Below are 15964 nucleotides of genomic sequence, written 5' to 3' on the forward strand. Positions count from 1 at the left end.
GGAAACGTTCGCGGGGGGTTACGCGCGGTCGTCACCGGGCGAAACACGGGCTCCCTAGCGTCGGGGGCACGCCGGCACCACGCGGCGACGCCCCAGCAGGCCCGGGCCCACGGCCCACGGCCGGACGCCCCACCCGTGCGCGACCGCGCCCGGGACGCACGACGCCCGGAGGCTCCCGTGACGCAGACGACCTCGACCTCGGCGGACGCACCGCCCCCCAGCACCACCACGGACACCACCAGCGCGACCACCACGACCACCACAGGCACCACGGGCGGCCTGACGGTCCGCCGCGGCCGGTGGATCGACGGGTGGGACCCCGAGAACGCCGAGCAGTGGGAGTCCGCCGGTCGCGCGATCGCCCGGCGCAACCTCGTGATGTCGATCTTCGCGGAGTTCCTCGGGTTCGCCGTGTGGGCCCTGTGGAGCATCGTCGTGCCGCAGCTGCCCGCCGCCGGGTTCGACCTCACCGCCGACCAGATGTTCTGGCTCATCGCCGTGCCCAGCCTCGTCGGCGCCACGCTGCGCATCCCCTACACGTTCGCCGTGCCCGTGTTCGGCGGCCGCAACTGGACCGTGATCTCCGCGCTGCTGCTGCTCGCGCCCGCCGGTGCCCTGGCGTGGGCCGTGCAGCGCCCCGACCTGTCGTTCGGCGTGCTGCTCGCGGTCGCCGCGCTCGCCGGCGTCGGCGGCGGCAACTTCGCGTCGTCGATGGCGAACATCTCGTTCTTCTACCCCGAGCGGGAGAAGGGCCGGGCCCTGGGCCTGAACGCCGCGGGCGGCAACATCGGCACCGCCGCCGTGCAGCTCGCCGTGCCGCTCGTCATCGTCGCGGGGGCCGGCCTGCAGCTCGAGCGCGCGGGGCTGATGTTCGTGCCGCTGGCCCTCGTCGCCGCCGTGCTCGCGTGGCGGTTCATGGACAACCTGTCGAACGCGAAGGCCGACCCCCGCTCCTACGGCGCCGCGGCACGGGCACGGCACACGTGGATCATCTCGTTCGTCTACATCGGCACGTTCGGCTCGTTCATCGGCTTCTCCGGGGCCTTCCCGACGCTGCTGAAGAACCAGTTCCCCGAGGTCACGCTGTCGATCGCGTTCCTCGGCGCCCTCGTCGGGTCCGTCGCCCGACCGGCCGGCGGCGCCCTGGCCGACCGGTTCGGCGGTGCGCGCGTCACCGTCGCCTCGTTCGCGGTGATGGCCGCCGGCACGGTCTCGGCGATCTTCGCGCTCCGGTCCGGCGCGTTCGGGCTCTTCTTCGGCTCGTTCCTCGTGCTCTTCATGGCGACGGGCGCCGGCAACGGCTCGGTCTACCGCATGATCCCCGCGGTGTTCCGGTTCGGTGCCACCGACGACGCGGACCGCGGGCGCCGCGCCAAGGCCGCGGCCGGGTGCATCGGCATCGCCGGTGCCGTCGGCGCGGTCGGCGGCTTCCTCATCCCGCGCGGGTTCGCCGTCTCCACGACCGCGACCGGCACCATCGAGTCCGCGCTCTGGGTGATCGTGGCCCTCTACGCGGTCATGGCGACCACCACGTGGGCCGTGTACGGCCGCCGCGGGTCGTCCTTCGGGACGACGGTCATCTGAGCCCGGTGGCCCGCGTGACCACGGCACCCCACGTGCGGCACGACCCGACCACGGAGGCACAGTGAGCGCCGTCACGGCCGCCCAGGACGAGCGCACGGGGACGACCCAGGTCGCCACCGTGTGCTCGTACTGCGGCGTGGGGTGCGGCATCGTCCTCGACGTCGAGACGGGCGACGCGGGTCCGCGGGTGCGCCGGGCCAGCGGCGACCGCTCCCACCCCTCGAACGCCGGCCGGCTGTGCACCAAGGGCGCGACCAGCGTCGACGTCATCACCGCCACCGGCCGGCTCAGCACCGCTCTGGTCCGTCCTGAGCGCGGGGCCGAGCCCGTCGCGACGCCCGTCGACGACGCGGTCGCCACCGTCGCCCGCCGGCTGCGCGCGATCGTCGACGAGCACGGCCCCGACGCCGTCGCGCTGTACGTGTCCGGGCAGATGAGCATCGAGGCCCAGTACCTGGCCAACAAGCTCGCCAAGGGGTACCTGCGGACCAACCAGATCGAGTCGAACTCCCGCCTGTGCATGGCCAGCGCCGGCACCGGGTACAAGCTCTCGCTCGGCGCGGACGGGCCGCCCGGCTCCTACGAGGACCTCGACCACGCCGACGTGTTCCTCGTCATCGGCGCGAACATGGCCGACTGCCACCCGATCCTGTGGCTGCGGCTGCTGGACCGCGTCAAGGCCGGTGCGAAGCTCGTCGTCGTCGACCCGCGCCGCACCGCGACCGCCGACAAGGCCGACCTGTTCCTCCAGGTCCGGCCCGGGTCGGACCTGGCCCTGCTCAACGGGCTGCTGCACCTGCTCGTCGAGGCCGGCGCCGTCGACGAGGAGTTCGTCGCCGAGCACACGCGGGGCTGGGAGCAGATGCCCGGCTTCGTCGCGGACTACCCGCCCGACGTCGTCGAGGCGCTCACGGGCGTGCCGGCCGACGACCTGCGGGCCGCCGCCGCCCTGATCGCCGGGGCCGCGGGGCGCTGGGTCTCCTGCTGGACGATGGGCCTGAACCAGTCCACGCACGGCACGTGGAGCACCAACGCGCTGGTCAACCTGCACCTCGCGACCGGCTCGATCTGCCGGCGCGGCAGCGGCCCCTTCTCCCTGACCGGGCAGCCCAACGCCATGGGCGGACGCGAGATGGGCTACATGGGCCCCGGCCTGCCCGGTCAGCGCACCGTCCTGGACCCGCAGGACCGCGCCTTCGTCGAGGACCTGTGGCAGCTGCCCGCCGGCACCCTGCGCTCCGACGGCGTCGGGCGCGGCACGGTCGACATGTTCCGGCGCATGGCCGACGGGCAGATCAAGGCCTGCTGGATCATCTGCACCAACCCCGTCGCGTCGGTCGGCAACCGGCGGACCGTCATCGAGGGTCTCGAGCGGGCCGAGCTCGTGATCACCCAGGACGTCTTCGCCGAGACCGAGACCAACGCCTACGCCGACGTCGTGCTGCCGGCCGCGCTGTGGTCCGAGGCCGACGGCGTCATGGTCTCCAGCGAGCGCACCATGACCCTGGCGCGGCGGGTGCTGGACCCCCCGGGCCAGGCCCGCGCGGACTGGCAGCTCGTCGCCCAGGTGGCCACGGCCATGGGCTTCGAGGGCTTCGCGTACACCAGCGCGCAGGAGGTCTTCGAGGAGATCCGTCGCACCTCGAACCCCGGCACCGGGTACGACCTGCGCGGCGTCAGCCACGCCCGGCTGCGCGGCGGCCCCGTGCAGTGGCCCTGCGCGGGCGAGGACGCGCCCGCCCGCAACCCCGTGCGCTACCTGAACGACGGCGTGCACCAGCCCCTGCACGTGCGCCCCGACGGCACCCGCCCCCGGCTCGTGTTCCCCACGGCCGACGGACGTGCGGTCTTCCACGCCCGCCCGCACGTCGAGCCCGCCGAGGCGCCCGACGAGGACTACCCGTTCGTGCTCACCACCGGCCGCGTGCAGCACCAGTGGCACACCCTCACCAAGACGGGCCGCGTGCCGGCCCTCAACCGGCTCAACCCCGGGCCGTTCGTCCAGGTCAACCCCGACGACGCCCGGCGCCTGGGGCTGGTCGACGGCGTGCGCGTCGAGGTCGCGTCCCGGCGCGGGCGCGCGGTGCTGCCCGTCGTCGTCACCGACCGCCTGCTCCCGGGCACCTGCTTCGCCCCGTTCCACTGGAACGACCTGTTCGGGGAGTACCTGTCGGTCAACGCCGTGACCAACGACGCCGTCGACCCGCTGTCGTTCCAGCCCGAGCTCAAGGCGTGCGCCGTGACCCTCACACCCGTGCCGGTGGACCCGGCCGCCGAGCGGCCCGTCGTCGCCGCACGTCCCGGTGCCGTGCGTCCCGGTGCCGTACGGACCGGCGACGTCCCGGCGGGCGACGAGCCGGCCGCGGACCCGGCCGCGCCGGACGGCGCCGCGACGATGCGCGCGCTGGGTGCGGCGCTCGGCCTCGACCAGGTCACCGCCCCGCCGCTCGGCGACGCGGAGCGCCGCTACCTCGCCGGGTTCCTCGCCGGCCTGGGCCGCGGCACCCCCGGCACCCCCGTGCTGCCGCCGACCGCGCCGCTGACCGGCGACCAGGCGCTGTGGGTCGACGGGGTCCTCGCGGGCATGTTCTCGCGCGCCCCGCGACGCCCCGACGCCGCACCGGCAGCCGCGGCACCGACCCGCGCGCTCGTCGTGCTGTGGGCCTCCCAGACCGGCACGGCCGAGGAGGTCGCCGGCCGTGCCGCCGCACGGCTCGCGGCCACGGGGCGCACCCCCCAGGTCGTCGCCATGGACGACGCCCTCGACGAGCTGCCGCGCCGCGCCGACGTCGTCCTGGTCACCAGCACGTTCGGCGACGGCGACGCGCCCGACAACGGCACCGCGCTGTGGGAGCTGCTGGCCGACCCGCAGGCACCGACGTTCGAGGGTGCCCGCTACGCCGTCCTCGCGCTCGGCGACCCCGCGTACGACCGGTTCTGCGGGCACGGGCGGCGCCTCGACGGTCGCCTGGCCGAGCTCGGCGCGCACCGCCTCGTCGAGCGGCTCGAGCGCGAGCCCGGCGACGACGACGCCGTCGAGCGCTGGCTCGACGGCCTCGTCGCCGCGCTCGCACCCGACGCCGCACCGACCGAGGCGCCCGCGCGCACGCAGCCCGTCGGGGCCGAGGCGCCGCCCCGTCCCGCGCCGACGCACGCGACCCGGGCCCACCCCGGCACGGCCGTGCTCGTCGGCAACCGGCGCCTCGGCGGCCCGGGCTCGGCCAAGGAGGTCCGCGAGCTCGTGCTCGACACCTCGGCGAGCCCGCTGCCCGTGACGTACGCCGCCGGCGACGCGCTCGCGGTGCGGCCCGTCAACGCCGACGCGCTGGTGGCTGCGTGGCTGGACGCCACCGGCCTGGACGGTGGCACGCCGGTCGTCGTCGACGGGCTGGGGGAGCGGACGCTGGCCGCGGCCCTGCGCACCGACCTGGAGGCCGCCCGCCCCACGACCGACCTGCTGCGGTTCGTCGCCGAGCGCGCCGACCACGGCGGGCTGCGCCGCCTGCTGCGCCCGGACAACCGCAACGACCTCGCCCGCTGGCTCTGGGGGCGGCAGGCCGTCGACGTGGTCGCCGAGGTCGGCGCGCGGGCGTCGGCGCAGGAGTGGGTGGACGTGCTGCGCCGCCTCCAGCCGCGCCAGTACTCGATCTCGTCGAGCCCCCTGGTCGACCCGCACCGGGTGCACCTGACGGTGTCGGTGGTGCGGTGGACCAGCCCGTCGGGTGCGGACCGGACGGGCGTGTGCTCGGCGTTCCTCGCGGACAGCGCCCCCGACGCGCAGGTCGCGGTGCACGTGCAGCCGAACGCGCACTTCCGACCGCCGCAGGACCCCTCGGCACCGGTCGTCATGGTCGGGCCCGGCACCGGCGTGGCGCCGTTCCTCGGGTTCCTCGCCGAGCGCCGCGCCCGCGGGCACACGGGGGACAACTGGCTGCTGTTCGGCGAGCAGCACGCCGCGACGGACCACTGGTACCGCGACGAGCTCGCGGCGTGGCACGCGGACGGGCTGCTCACCCGCCTGGACACGGCGTTCTCGCGCGACCAGCGGGCCAAGGTCTACGTGCAGGACCGCATGCGCGAGCACGGCCCGGCCCTGTGGGCGTGGCTGGAGCGCGGCGCGCACCTGTACGTGTGCGGCGACGCGACGCGCATGGCGGTCGACGTGGACGCGGCGCTGCGCGAGGTCGTGCAGGTGCACGGGGCGATGAGCGCGGACGACGCGGCGGCGTACGTCAAGGCGATGTCCGCGGACCGCCGCTACGGCCGTGACGTGTACTGACGGTGCCGCGTCACACGACGGTGACGTCCACCGCGTGGTACCCGGTGGCGCCGTCGGGCACGACCTCGGCGGGCACGCCCGTCTGCGGGCCGTCCGGGTCCAGGGCCCGCACCCGCAGCGTGTGCTCGCCGGGCTCGGCCGCCCACACCAGGCGCCACTGCCGCCACGTGTCGACGCCGCCGTCCGCGGCGAGCTCGGCGTCGACCCACGGCCCGTCGTCCACGCGCACCTGCACGCCGCTCACGCCGCGGTGCTGGGCCCAGGCCGTGCCGGCGACGACGACGTCGCCCGCCGGGACCTCGGCGCCGGTGCGGGGCACGTCGACGCGCGACTGGGTCTTCACGGGTCCGCGTTCCGACCAGCCCCGCTGCGTCCAGTACGCCTCGACCGCGTCGAAGCGCGTGACCTCGAGCTCGGTGACCCACTTGGTCGCGGACACGTACCCGTAGAGCCCGGGCACGACCATCCGCACGGGGAACCCGTGCTCGGCGGGCAGCGGCCGCCCGTCCATCGCGACGGCCAGCAGCGCGTCGCGGTCGTCGGTGAGCACCTCCAGCGGCGTGGACGCGGTGAACCCGTCGACGGACCGGGACAGCACCATGTCCGCGTCGCCCGTGGGCCGTGCGCGGGCGAGCACCTCGCGCACCGGCAGGCCGAGCCAGCGCTGGTTGCCCACGAGGTCGCCGCCGACGGGGTTGGACACGCACGCGAGCGTGACCCACGCCTCGACGAGGTCGGACCCGAGCAGCTCGTCCCAGGTGAGCACGACCTCCTCCTCGACGAGCCCGTGCACGCGCAGCGTCCACGTCGCGGGGTCGACGCGGGGCACCACGAGGGCGGTGTCGATGCGGTAGAAGTCCGTGACCGGCGTGGCCCAGGGCTCCGCGCCGGGGACCGCGAGGTCGACGTCGCCGAGCGAGGGAGCGGTCCGTGCGGGCGCGGGCAGCCGCACCGCCTCGCGCAGCGCCGCAGTGCCCCGCACGAGCGTGCTGCTGACGCGCCCCAGCGCGACCGCGACGACGCCGGCGCCCGCAGCCAGCGCGGTGGCCTGCAGGAACCCGCGGCGCGACGCGCCGGCACGCAGGGGCACGCCGTCCTCGGACTCGACCTCGGCGGGCAGGCGGGCCAGCAGCGCGCGCAGCACCAGCAGCCCCGCCAGGGCCCCGGCCACGCTCGGCAGCGCGGCGAGCACGCCCGCGTCGGGCCGGCCCACCGCGGCGAGCCCGGCGACGGCACCGAGCGCGACCACGAGGACCGCGCCGGCCGGCCACCGCCACCGCGCCAGCACCCCGGCGAGCGCCGCGAGCAGCGCGAGCACCAGCACCGACCCGGCGGTGAGCACGGCCTTGTCGGCGGTGCCGAACGCGGCCACCGCCCAGTCCTTGAGCCACGGGGGAGTGGCGTCGACGAACGCGGCGCCGACCGCGACGAGCGGGTCGGTCGAGGCCCCGGTGACCAGGGCGACGAGGGCGCCGGTGCCGGTGGTCACGGCACCGGCGGCCACGCCCGCGGCCGCGGCGGCCCCCGCGCCGGGGGCGAGCGGGCCGGGCCGTCGGGGGGTGCCGGGGGTGCTCACGGGCCCACGCTAGCCCGGCGGCGCGCGCCCGACGCGGCGGTCGGGGCCCGCGGGAACGGCCTGGCGGCGGTGAGGTCGTGGGACCGAGGTCCCGCGACCTCACAGCCGTGCCCGCCGGGGTGTGCGCAAAGCGTTCCGGCGGGGTAACGGCCGCGCACCCCCGGACGAAACACGCCGTCCCTACCGTCGACGACGACGCCCTTCCCCCGTCCGACCCCCACGAGGGAGCCCCCCATGCACGCACGTCACCTGCTCGTCGTCGGCGGCGGCATGGTCGCCCAACGGCTCGTCGAGGCCCTGCGCGACCGCGACACGGCCGGCGCGTGGCACGTCACGGTGCTCGCCGAGGAGCCGCGCCGCCCTTACGACCGGGTCGCCCTGACCAGCTTCTTCTCGGGCCGCTCGCCCGAGGAGCTCGCGCTCGGCGACCCGGCCCTCTGGGACGACCCGCTCGTCACGCTGGTCCGCGGCGACAAGGCCGTGGCGGTCGACCGGGCCGCCCGGTCCGTGACGACCGCGTCCGGCCGCACGTTCGGCTACGACCACCTCGTCCTGGCGACGGGCTCGTACGCGTGGGTGCCGCCCATGGAGGGCGCCGACCTGCCGGGCGTGTTCGTGTACCGCACGCTCGACGACGTCGCGGCGCTGCGCGGGTACGTGCACGACCTGCAGGCCGAGCGGTCCGGCCCGGTGCGCGGCGTGGTCCTCGGCGGCGGCCTGCTGGGCCTGGAGGCCGCCGGCGCGCTCGACGCGCTCGGGGCGCGCTCCACGGTGCTGCAGGTCGACACGCACCTGATGTCCGCGCAGGTGGACCTCGGCGGCGGCGAGGCGCTGCGCCGCCTCATCAACCGCATCGGGATCGGCGTGCGCACGCAGGCGATGACGACCCGGGTGCACGAGCACCGGCGCGGCGGGGTCGGCCGGGTCGAGCTCGCGGACGGCACGCGGATGGACGCCGAGGTCGTCGTCGTGGCCGCGGGCGTGCGGCCCCGCGACGAGCTGGCGCGCGACGCCGGCCTGACGATCGGCCCGCGCGGCGGCGTCGTCGTCGACGACACGTGCCTGACCGACGACCCGGACGTGTCCGCGGTCGGCGAGGTCGCGTGCATCCAGGGCGCCTGCATCGGCCTGGTCGCCCCCGGGTACACGATGGCCGAGATCACCGTCGACCGGCTCCTCGGGGGCGTCTCGGCGTTCCCCGGCGCCGACACGGCCACCAAGCTCAAGCTCGCGGGCGTCGACGTGGCGAGCTTCGGCGACGCGTTCGCCCGCACCCCGGGCGCGCTGGAGATCGTCTGGGCCGACCCGGTCGCGGGCGTCTACAAGAAGCTCGTGCTGTCCGACGACGCGCGCACCCTCCTCGGCGGCGTCCTCGTCGGCGACGCGAGCGCGTACGCGAGCCTGCGCCCCATGCTCGGCCGCGAGCTGCCCGGCGACCCGTCGGCGTTCCTGCTGCCCGAGGGCACCGGCGGCGCCCCCGACCTCGAGCTGCCCGACGACGCCGGCGTCTGCTCGTGCAACAACGTCTCGGCCGGGCAGATCCGCCACGCGGTGACCGACGAGGGCTGCCACGACCTCGGTGCGGTGAAGGCCTGCACGCGCGCCGGGACCAGCTGCGGCTCGTGCCTGCCCCTGGTCAAGAAGCTCATGGCCACCGAGCTGGAGAAGCTCGGCGTCACGGTCTCGACGGCCCTGTGCGAGCACTTCGCCCTGTCGCGGGCCCAGCTCTACGACGCCGTGCGCGTCGCCGGGGTCCGCACGTTCACCGAGGTCGTCGAGCGGTTCGGCACCCGGGCCGCGGGGCGCGGCTGCGACATCTGCAAGCCCGCCGTCGCCTCGATCCTGGCGACCACGGCGCCCGCGCACGTGCTGGACGGCGAGCGGGCCGCGATGCAGGACACCAACGACCACGTGATGGCGAACCTGCAGAAGGACGGGTCGTACTCGGTGGTGCCCCGCATGGCCGGCGGCGAGGTCACGCCCGCCGGGCTCATCGCGATCGGCGAGGTCGCCCGCGACTTCGGGCTGTACACGAAGATCACGGGCGGGCAGCGGATCGACATGTTCGGCGCCCGCATCGACCAGCTGCCGCTGATCTGGCAGCGCCTGGTCGACGCCGGGTTCGAGTCGGGGCACGCCTACGGCAAGTCGCTGCGGACCGTGAAGTCCTGCGTCGGGTCGACGTGGTGCCGGTTCGGGGTGCAGGACTCCGTGGCGCTGGCCGTGATGCTCGAGCTGCGGTACCGGGGCCTGCGCTCGCCGCACAAGATCAAGCTCGGGGTGTCCGGCTGCGCGCGCGAGTGCGCCGAGGCCCGCGGCAAGGATGTCGGCGTCATCGCCACCGACAAGGGCTGGAACGTGTACGTCGGCGGCAACGGCGGGTTCACGCCCCGGCACGCGAAGCTCCTCGCGGAGGACCTCGACACGCCGACCCTCGTGCGCACCATCGACCGCTTCCTCCTGTACTACGTGCGCACCGCCGACCGGCTGCAGCGCACCGCGCCGTGGATCGAGGAGGTCGAGGGCGGCCTGGACGGCGTGCGCGCCGTCGTCATGGACGACTCCCTCGGCATCGGGGCCGACCTCGACGCGCAGATGGCCCGGCACGTCGAGGACTACGAGGACGAGTGGCGCGCCACCCTCGACGATCCCGAGAAGCTGCGCCGGTTCGCGTCCTTCGTCAACGCCCCCGACACGCCCGACCCGTCGCTCGCGTACGTCGCCGAACGGGGGCAGGTCCGCCCCGCGACCGCCGCCGAGCGCGCCGCCGCCGAGCGCGGCGAACCCGTCCTCGTCGCCGGCTCGACCCTGGAGGTGCGGTCATGACGACCCTCGACGCCCCGCAGCGCACCGTGGCCTGGGTGGCCGTGTGCCCCCTCGACGCGCTCGCCACCGAGCGCGGTGCGGCCGCCCTCGTGCCCGACGGGCCCGCGCTCGTGCAGGTCGCGGTCTTCCGCCTCGTGGACGGCCGCGTCCTGGCGGTGCAGCAGCACGACCCGTTCAGCGACGCGCACGTGCTGTCCCGCGGGATCGTCGGCTCGCGCGACGTCGACGGCGTCGAGGTCCCGACGGTGGCCTCACCGATGTACAAGCAGGTGTTCGACCTGCGCACCGGGGTGTGCCTCGACGTCGCCGGCAAGCAGCCCGTGCCGGGCGCGTCGGCCGACCTGCGCACGTGGCCGGTGCGGGTCGTCGACGGGACGGTCGAGATCGGGACGGTGCCGACCGGCGTGGACGCGCACGGCGCGGGGTCGATCCGTGCGGGCGTCCCGGGCGACGGCGAGGTGCGCCCGTGACCGCGCTGCTGGGCGTCGAGCTCGCCGGCCGGCGCGTCGTGGTGGCCGGGGGAGGGCCGGTCGCCGCGCGCCGCGTCGAGGCGATGCTCGCCGAGGGCGCCGACGTCCTCGTCGTCGCACCGGCCGTGTGCGAGCAGCTCGCGGACCTCGTGACCGTCGGCGCGGTGCGCTGGCGCCAGGCGGAGGTCGAGGCCGGCGACCTCGACGGGGCGTGGCTCGTGCACACCGCGACGGGGGACCGCGCCACCGACGAGTCCGTCGTCGCCTGGGCCCACGAGCGCCGCGTGTTCTGCGTCGACGCGGGCGGACCGCGCCGGGCCGCCCGCGGGTCCGCCCGCACGCCGGCCCAGACCCGCGCCGGCGACGTCGTGCTCGGTGTCGTCTCGACGGGCGCGGCCGACCCGAACCGCTCGCGCCAGGTCCTTGACGCTGTCGCCGACTGGCTCCGCGGGGGCGGCGCCGACCTGCGTCGACGCCGCCCGCCCGTGCCCGGCTCCGGCCGGGTCGTCCTCGTGGGCGGCGGCCCCGGCGACGTCGACCTGCTCACCGTCGCGGGCCGCCGGGCCCTCGCCGAGGCGGACGTCGTCGTCGCCGACCGCCTCGGCCCCACGCCGGTCCTCGACGAGCTCCCGGCCGACGTCGAGGTCGTCGACGTCGGCAAGAGCCCCGGTCACCACCCGGTGCCGCAGCACGAGATCAACCGGATCCTCGTCGAGCAGGCCCAGCGCGGCCGGGTCGTGGTCCGCCTCAAGGGCGGCGACCCGTTCGTGTACGGGCGCGGCGGCGAGGAGGTGCTGGCCTGCCGCGAGGCCGGGGTGCCGGTCAGCGTGCTGCCCGGGGTGTCCAGCGCGTTCGCCGCACCGCTCGCGGCGGGCATCCCGCTGACGCACCGGGGCGTCGTCGGCGCCGTGCACGTGATGAACGGCACCGACGGGTGGTCGCCGGCTGCCCTGACCGGGCTGCGCGACGCCTCCTGCACCGTGGTCGTGCTCATGGGGGTCGGTGCGCTGCCCGGGCTGGCCGCGGACGCGCTCGCGGCCGGGGTGCCGGGCACGACGCCCGTCGCGCTGGTCGAGCAGGCGACGTGCGACGCGCAGCGCGTCACGCGGGCGCCGCTGGACGACGTCGTGCGCGCCGCGGCCGAGCGCGGGGTCCGCGCACCGGCCGTGATCGTGCTCGGTGCCGTCGCCGCACCGGGTCTGCTGGACGCGGAGCCGGTGCCGGCCGTCACAATGGCGGGGTGAGCGCCGAGATGATCGACCAGACGCTCGCCGGCTGCGTGGTGCTCGTGACCGCCGACCGGCGCGCGGGCGAGCTGAGCGCCGCGCTGCAGCGGCGCGGTGCCACCATCCGGCACGCCCCGTCGCTGGGCATGATCCCGCACACCGACGACGTCGAGCTGCTCGCGCAGACCCGCACCGTGCTGGCGTCGCCGCCGGAGGTCGTCGTCGTCACCACGGGCATCGGGTTCCGCGGCTGGATCGAGGCCGCGGACGCCGCGGGCCTGGCGGACCGGCTCGTCGAGACCCTCCAGGGCACCCGCATCATCGCCCGCGGCCCCAAGGCCCGTGGCGCGATCCAGGCCGCCGGCCTGAGCGCGGACTGGGTCGCGGAGTCCGAGACGTCCGCGGAGATCGCCGAGGTCCTGCTCGACGAGGGCGTCGCGGGCCGCGACGTCGTCATCCAGCACCACGGCGCCGGAGCGGACGGCCTGGACGAGGCGTTCCGCGTGGCCGGTGCCCGCGTGCGCAACCTGGTCGTGTACCGGTGGGGGCCGCCGCCCGACCCCGAGCTCGTGGCCGCGTCGACCCGGTCGGTCGCCGACGGCGAGGTCGACACCGTGGTGTTCACCTCGGCACCGGGCGCGGCGGCGTGGGTCGCCGCCGCGCGTGACGCCGGGACGCTGGAGCAGATCGTCCGCCGGCAACGCGCGGGTGCCGTCGTGTTCGCCGCGGTCGGACCGGTGACGGCACGCCCGCTGCAGGACGAGGGGATCGACCCGCTCATGCCGGACCGGGGCCGTCTCGGCTCGCTCGTGCGCGCCGTCGTCACGCACTACGGCGGACTCGAGGCCCTCGACACCGTCGCCGGGCCCCTGCGGGTGCACCGGGCCGCGGCGGTGCTCGACGGTCACGTCCTGCCGCTGTCGCGCACCGGCCTGGAGGTGCTGCGGGTGCTCGCGTCCGCGCGCGGCTCGGTCGTCCCCCGCGAGCGGGTCCTCGCGGCGCTGCCCGGCGACTCCGCCGACCCGCACGCCGCCGAGGTCGCGATCGCGCGCCTGCGCGAGGCCACGGGGTCGCGCGCCCTCGTCAAGACCGTCGTCAAGCGCGGCTACCGCCTCGAGCTCCAGGAGCAGACGTGACCGGCACCCCCCGCCCCGCCGCCCCCGCGCCCGTGCTCGTCGGCTGCTCGCACGGCACCGACAGCCGGGCGGGCCGTGCGGCGATCGCGTCGATCCTCGTCGACGTCGCCACCGCCCGACCCGGCCTGGACGTGCGCGAGGCGTTCGTCGACGTCCAGCAGCCCGAGGTCGCGGACGTCGTGACCGACGCGCTCGACGTCGCACCGGCGGTCGTGGTCCCGCTGCTGCTGTCCGTGGGGTTCCACACCAAGGTCGACGTCGCCGCCGCGGTCGACCGTCCCGGGGCGGCGGCGTCCGGCCCGCTCGGGCCCGACCCCCGGCTCGTGGAGATCCTCGCCGACCGGCTCGCCGCGGCGGGCCTGGCCGAGCACGACGCGGTCGTGCTCGCGGCCGCCGGGTCCAGCGACCCCGCCGCGGCCGACGCCGTCCGGGTCGTCGCCGACGGGCTCGCCGCCCGGCTCGGGCGCGACGTCGTCGTCGGCTTCGGCGCGGGGGCGCACCCGCGCGTGCCCGCCGCGGTCGAGCAGGCCCGCGCCGGCCTGGTGCCCGGCGGGCGCGTCGTCGTCGCGTCGTACCTGCTCGCGCCCGGGTTCTTCCTCGACCGGGTGCTCGAGGCGGGCGCCGACGTCGTCACCGACGCCCTCGCCCCCGACCCGCGGCTCGCCGAGGTCGTCCTGGACCGGTACGACGCCCACGTGGCGCGGGCGGCTGCGACCTGGTCCCGCGACGAGGTCGCGGCGACGCCCTGACGCCGCCGGCCTCCCGCCCGGCGGCCGACCGTCCCGCCCGGCGGCGTCGTCGCGCGGGAGGGCCGTGCGGCACGTACCGTCACGCCCTGTGAGCGCCGCCCTGCGTCGTGTCCCGTGGTGGCTCGTCGCCCTCCTCGTCTCGTCCGTGCTCGTGGCCACCGGTGCGCTGCCCTCCGCCGACGCCCGGGCGCTCGCCGAGCGGACCCTGCCCGTGCTGGCGTTCCTCGCGGCGCTGACCGTCGTCGCCGAGATGTGCGCCGGCGCCGGCCTGTTCGACGCCGCCGCGGGCCTCGCGGCCCGGGCTGCGCGCGGGCGCCGTCCCGTGCTGTGGCTGCTCGTCGTCGTCGTCGCGACGGTCTCGACGGCGGTGCTCTCGCTCGACACCACGGCCGTGCTGGTCACACCCGTCGTCGTCGCGCTGGCCCGCCGCACCGGGTCGCGCCCCCTGCCGTTCGCCCTCGTCGTCCTGGCCCTGGCGAACACCGCCTCCCTGCTGCTGCCGGTGTCGAACCTGACGAACCTGCTCGCCGACCGCACCCTGCGCCGCCAGGGCGTGGACTTCCTCGCCCTGATGGCCGTGCCCGCGCTCGTCGCGGTCCTCGTCACGGTGCTGCTCGTGGCCCTGCGCGACCGCGCGGCGATCGCGGGACGGTTCGACCTGGCCCCCGGTCCCGTCCCCGCCGACCGTGCCCTGCTGGTCGTCGCGGCGGTCGTCACCGCGGCGATGGCTGCCGCGTTCGTCGCGGGCGTCGAGCCGTTCCTCGCGGCGGGGGTCGCGGCGGTGGTCCTCGTGGTCGCGACCCGCCTGCGGCGGCGGCCGTGGCCGGTGCCGCCCGCCCAGCTCGTGCCCTGGCGCACCCTCCTGGTCGTCGCAGGCCTGTTCGTCGTCGTGGCGACCCTGCACGCGCAGGGCTCGGCCGCCCTGCTGCACGCCGCGGCCGGCGACGGGTCCGACCCCGGCGCCCTGCTGCGGCTCGCTGCGGTCGGGGTCCTGGCCGCGAACGCCGTGAACAACCTGCCCGCCTACCTGGCGCTGGAGCCCGTCGCCGGGGCGGACCCCCTGCGCGTGGCGGTGCTCCTCGTCGCCACCGGCGCCGGCCCCCTCATGACGCCCTGGGGGTCGCTCGCGACGGTCCTATGGTGGCAGCGGTGCCGGCAGGTGCTCCTGCACGTGCCGGTCGGCGTCGTCGTCCGGCAGGGTCTGCTGCTGTGCGCGCCCGTGGTGCTGGCGGCCGTCGCCGCGCTCGTCCTGACGACCTGACGCACCACCGGACGGCGCAGCCCCGTGCGGCGGACGGCCGTGCGCTCCGCTACGGTCTGGGCCGAGGACCCCGGCGTCAGCGCCGGGCGCACGGGAGGTACGGCGATGGACGGGACGGACGAGTCCGTCGAGCTCACCACGGCACGGCTGCACGCCGAGCTGGTGCGGGCGACCGAGGTGCAGCACGTGGTGCAGGCGCTCGCGGACGCGTCCGCGACGGTGCTGCGGGCGGTCAACGAGACGAGCGTCACGCTGCGCCGAGGCCGGAACGCGACGACGGTCGCAGCGACCGGCGACCGCGCGCGCCGCTGCGACGAGGTCGAGTACGCGGCCGACGCCGGACCCTGCCTGACGGCGGCGGACACCGGTGCCACCGTGCTGATCCCCGACCTGGCCGCCGAGGACCGGTGGCCGGCGTGGCGCGACGCGGCCCTCGACGCGGGCTTCGTCTGCGCGGGGGCGTTCCCCGTCCCGGTCGACGCGGACGTGTCCGTCGCGATCAACGTCTACAGCGAGACGCCCCGCTGGGACGCGGACGACGTGGCGCGCATCGAGCACCTCACGGCCGACCTCGGGCGCGTCGTCGGCTACTCGCTGCGCCTGACCGAGCTGTCGCGGCGCACCGCCGACCTGCAGGCCGCCCTGGAGTCCCGCGGCGTCATCGACCAGGCCGTCGGCGTCGTCATGGCGCAGAACCGCTGCGGCGCCGACGACGCGCTCGACCTGCTGCGCCGCGCGTCCCAGACCCGCAACGTCAAGCTGCGCGACCTCGCGCGCGAGATCGTCGCGCAGGTCGGCGGCGAGGGGCGCGCCTCCGCGTTCGTGGCGCGCTCGGGCTGACCCCGGCGCCCCGCGCC

10 protein-coding genes are annotated in these 15964 nt (G+C 76.6%); 9 read left to right on the forward strand and 1 reads right to left on the reverse strand.

The window, feature by feature from the left end; all coding sequences use genetic code 11:
* Nucleotides 1-177 precede the first annotated feature (177 nt).
* Nucleotides 178-1584, forward strand: a complete 1407-nt coding sequence (locus BKA21_RS00880; RefSeq protein WP_140459047.1) for an MFS transporter — start codon at nucleotides 178-180, stop codon at nucleotides 1582-1584.
* Between the two features lie 61 nt (nucleotides 1585-1645).
* The gene (locus BKA21_RS00885; RefSeq protein ID WP_140459046.1) at nucleotides 1646-5863 is read left to right on the forward strand and encodes a bifunctional nitrate reductase/sulfite reductase flavoprotein subunit alpha; all 4218 of its coding nucleotides are present in this window, start codon (nucleotides 1646-1648) and stop codon (nucleotides 5861-5863) included.
* Between the two features lie 10 nt (nucleotides 5864-5873).
* Here BKA21_RS00885 and BKA21_RS00890 read toward each other — a convergent pair whose 3' ends face one another.
* Nucleotides 5874-7439, reverse strand: a complete 1566-nt coding sequence (locus BKA21_RS00890) for a molybdopterin-dependent oxidoreductase (protein ID WP_140459045.1) — start codon at nucleotides 7437-7439, stop codon at nucleotides 5874-5876.
* Between the two features lie 234 nt (nucleotides 7440-7673).
* Between BKA21_RS00890 and nirB the strand changes: the two genes are divergently transcribed.
* The 7 genes from nirB to BKA21_RS00925 all read left to right on the forward strand — a co-directional run bounded on the left by nirB (nucleotide 7674) and on the right by BKA21_RS00925 (nucleotide 15947).
* Nucleotides 7674-10265, forward strand: coding sequence for a nitrite reductase large subunit NirB (nirB, locus tag BKA21_RS00895; RefSeq protein ID WP_140459044.1), 2592 nt, complete (start codon nucleotides 7674-7676; stop codon nucleotides 10263-10265).
* Nucleotides 10262-10735: a nitrite reductase small subunit NirD gene (gene nirD / locus BKA21_RS00900; protein ID WP_140459043.1), complete on the forward strand. Its 474-nt coding sequence runs from the start codon at nucleotides 10262-10264 to the stop codon at nucleotides 10733-10735. The genes nirB and nirD overlap by 4 nt, the downstream gene beginning before the upstream one ends.
* Nucleotides 10732-11979 (forward strand): uroporphyrinogen-III C-methyltransferase, encoded by a 1248-nt coding sequence (gene cobA / locus BKA21_RS00905; protein WP_140459042.1) that lies wholly within the window; start codon nucleotides 10732-10734, stop codon nucleotides 11977-11979. The genes nirD and cobA overlap by 4 nt, the downstream gene beginning before the upstream one ends.
* Before the next feature lie 8 nt (nucleotides 11980-11987).
* Entirely contained in the window at nucleotides 11988-13097 is a 1110-nt protein-coding gene (locus BKA21_RS00910) for a uroporphyrinogen-III synthase (RefSeq protein WP_140459229.1), read from the forward strand.
* Nucleotides 13094-13846, forward strand: a complete 753-nt coding sequence (locus tag BKA21_RS20065) for a sirohydrochlorin chelatase (RefSeq protein ID WP_239072776.1) — start codon at nucleotides 13094-13096, stop codon at nucleotides 13844-13846. The genes BKA21_RS00910 and BKA21_RS20065 overlap by 4 nt, the downstream gene beginning before the upstream one ends.
* A gap of 88 nt (nucleotides 13847-13934) precedes the next feature.
* Nucleotides 13935-15107, forward strand: coding sequence for an SLC13 family permease (locus BKA21_RS00920; RefSeq protein ID WP_140459041.1), 1173 nt, complete (start codon nucleotides 13935-13937; stop codon nucleotides 15105-15107).
* Nucleotides 15108-15212: 105 nt separating this feature from the next.
* A complete protein-coding gene (locus tag BKA21_RS00925) occupies nucleotides 15213-15947 on the forward strand; it encodes a GAF and ANTAR domain-containing protein (RefSeq protein WP_140459040.1) in 735 nt (244 codons plus the stop codon).
* Nucleotides 15948-15964: the final 17 nt, after the last annotated feature.

This window comes from Cellulomonas oligotrophica (genome assembly GCF_013409875.1).
GTDB classification, from domain to species: Bacteria; Actinomycetota; Actinomycetes; order Actinomycetales; family Cellulomonadaceae; genus Cellulomonas; species Cellulomonas oligotrophica.